Origin of the sequence: Kitasatospora sp. NPDC059722 (assembly GCF_042733235.1) — a bacterium.
GTDB lineage: Bacteria > Actinomycetota > Actinomycetes > Streptomycetales > Streptomycetaceae > Kitasatospora.
The window spans coordinates 78,841-81,311 of the sequence record NZ_JBHWGD010000019.1 but is presented as its reverse complement, the minus strand read 5'-3'; the positions used below and the strand labels follow the sequence as shown (position 1 = coordinate 81,311).

The following is a 2,471-nucleotide window of genomic DNA, read 5'->3' as shown; positions in this document are numbered from 1 at the left end:
GGGGGCCCCCCGCGGGTGCGGCGTGCGGTGGGTTGTTAGTGGCCCGAGCATATGCGTGTGTGTATCCTCGCGGGGGTGATTTGACTGGGGGGGGGGGCCCGCTTCGAGGGCGGGCCCCACGGACCGGGTGAGGGGTGTGCGGTGTATCCGCTTGGACTTGGCGTGGTGTCGTGGTGGTGGCTCGCGATTCTGGCGACGGCGGTGTTCTGGGTGGTCCTGGTGCCTTCCCTGCCGATCCGGTCGCACCAGATCAGTACCGCGTTGGCGCCCGTCGCCATGGCGCTCTTCGGGCTCGGCAGCCACTACGCGAAGCACATGGAACCGGCCGCCGTGCTCGCCATGTACTCGTGCGCGGTGGTGTCGATCCCGTTGGGCGTCATCGGTCACCGCAAGGAGCTGGCGCGGCGGACCCTGGAGGCGCAGGACAGCGACGATCCGGACAACATCCCGCTACCGCCCGTCATGCTCGCCCAGCTCTTCGTTTCGCTCGTGGGCTTCGGCGCCCTGGCGCTGTGGGCCATCAACTAAGTGTCTTTCGAATGAAGAAATCGACTATGAATCAAGGAGTCCTGCACATGCGTTCCCTTGCGAGGATGGCCGTCGTCGGAACCATCATCGGCGCGGTCGCCGTGTCCGGCATTGTGGGGGCCGTCGCTGCCGATGGCGGCGCCGTCGCTCCGGTGGCCACGGCCGACACTCCGCCGCCGCCGGCCGTCGAGGACTTCGCCTACCCGAACGCGGACCAGATCTTCAAGGACCGCGGCATCAAGCTGAAGAGCGGTGACGGCAACATCGTCCTCGCCCCGTCCTGTGGTCCCGGCCTGATGGAGGTCGACGCCCGGGACCTGGCGAAGGCCGACACGGTCGGTGGCGGGCGCTTCTGCTTCACCACCACCGGTGCGTCGGGCCGGCTGACCCTGGAGCTGCCGTCGGCCTACACGATCGGCACCAACAGCTACGCCGCCCACCTGGTCATGGCCAGCGGCACCGACACCAAGATCCACGACGTGCAGCCGAAGAGCTGGGTCAAGATCGGTGAGCTCACCGACCCGCAGCAGCGCCCGTTCACCCTGCTGGAGATCACCACCACCCTCGTCAAGTAGGGCTCAGGTCACGCAGATCGATCCACCGTTCACAATCTTGATGAGGAGTTCCATAGTGTTTCGCTCACGTCCGCGCGCCGCGTGGATGACGGGGATGCTGGCCTCGGCCGCCGTGGTCGGCAGCCTGGTGAGTGCGGGTACGGCGAGTGCGGTGGTGGGGGACGGCGTGCCGAACGGCACCTACGCGTTCACCACCAAGCTGGACATCGGCAACGGCCAGCGTGCCTGCACCGGTTCGCTCGTGGACTCGTACTGGGTGCTGACGGCGAGCAGCTGTTTCGCCGACAACCCGGCGCAGCCGCAGGCGCTGCAGGCCGGTGCGCCGAAGCTGAAGACGGTCGCGACGGTCGGGCGCACCGACCTGACGACCGGTGGCGGGTTCACCTCCGAGGTGACCGAGCTGGTGCCGCGCGCCGACCGTGACCTGGTGCTGGTGAAGCTCGCGCAGCCGGCCCAGGGCATCCCGACCGTCGCGGTGGGCGCCGCGCCCACCGCCGGTGAGACGCTGACGGTGGCCGGGTACGGGCGCACCAAGGACGAGTGGGTGCCCAACACCCTGCACAGCGCCTCGTTCACCGTGCAGTCCTCGACCGCCACCACCGTCGCCGTCACCGGCAAGACGCCCGGCAAGGACGCGATCTGCAAGGGCGACACCGGCGGCCCGGCGCTGCGCGCCAAGGCCGGCGGCGGCGTCGAGCTGGCGGGCGTCAACAGCCTCTCCTGGCAGGGCGGTTGCCTCGGCTCCGGTGCGGAGACCCGCACCGGCGCGGTGGAGACCCGGGTGGACGACCTGGCGGGCTGGGTGTTCGACACCCGCCTGCACACGGCCACGCTGAAGAACAACTACAGCGGCCTGTGCGCCTACGTGCCGTGGCAGACGCCGGAGGACCACGCCAACCTCGTCCAGGTCGGCTGCGCCAACCAGTTCGTCGACCAGGTCTGGAACCTCCAGAAGGTCGACGGCGGCTACCAGCTGCGCAACCTCAAGTCCGACAAGTGCGCCTACGTGCCGTGGCAGACGCCGGACAACGGCGCCGAGGTCCAGCAGATCTTCTGCGACTCGCAGTTCGTCGACCAGGTGTGGAAGCTGGAGCCGGTGACCGGTGGCTACCAGCTGCGCAACGTCAAGAGCAACAAGTGCATGATCGGCTGGTCGGGCTCGGCGGCCGTCGGGCAGAAGCTGACCCAGTTCGACTGCATCCCGCAGTACTCGGACCAGGTCTGGTCCATCTGACGCGGCACCACACGGGAGCGGCGTGCGGGCACCCCCGGTGGCGGGCGCCCCCAGCGTGGGGGTGCCGGGGCGGTGGGGGTTTATAACCGGCCGCCCCCCCCCGCGGGGGTCGGGGGCCCCGCCGGGGGCGGCGG

At 69.6% G+C, this 2,471-nt stretch carries 3 protein-coding genes; all 3 read left to right on the top strand.

The features are described 5' to 3' along the window. Positions 1 to 141 precede the first annotated feature (141 nt). Genes ACFV4F_RS15445 through ACFV4F_RS15435 form a run of 3 tightly spaced genes read left to right on the top strand, consistent with a single transcriptional unit; the run spans position 142 to position 2,337 of the window. On the top strand, positions 142 to 528 hold the full coding sequence (locus tag ACFV4F_RS15445; RefSeq protein ID WP_380502775.1) for a hypothetical protein: 387 nt from the start codon (positions 142 to 144) through the stop codon (positions 526 to 528). A gap of 47 nt (positions 529 to 575) precedes the next feature. After that, complete coding sequence (locus ACFV4F_RS15440) at positions 576 to 1,103, top strand: hypothetical protein (RefSeq protein WP_380502772.1); 528 nt, start codon at positions 576 to 578, stop codon at positions 1,101 to 1,103. Positions 1,104 to 1,158: 55 nt separating this feature from the next. Further along, complete coding sequence (locus ACFV4F_RS15435; protein ID WP_380446916.1) at positions 1,159 to 2,337, top strand: trypsin-like serine protease; 1,179 nt, start codon at positions 1,159 to 1,161, stop codon at positions 2,335 to 2,337. Positions 2,338 to 2,471: the final 134 nt, after the last annotated feature.

Coding starts and splice junctions, on each gene's coding strand:
- ACFV4F_RS15440 (WP_380502772.1), top strand. CDS start 576: ATGCGTTCCCTTGCGAGGATGGCCGTCGTCGGAACCATCATCGGCGCG.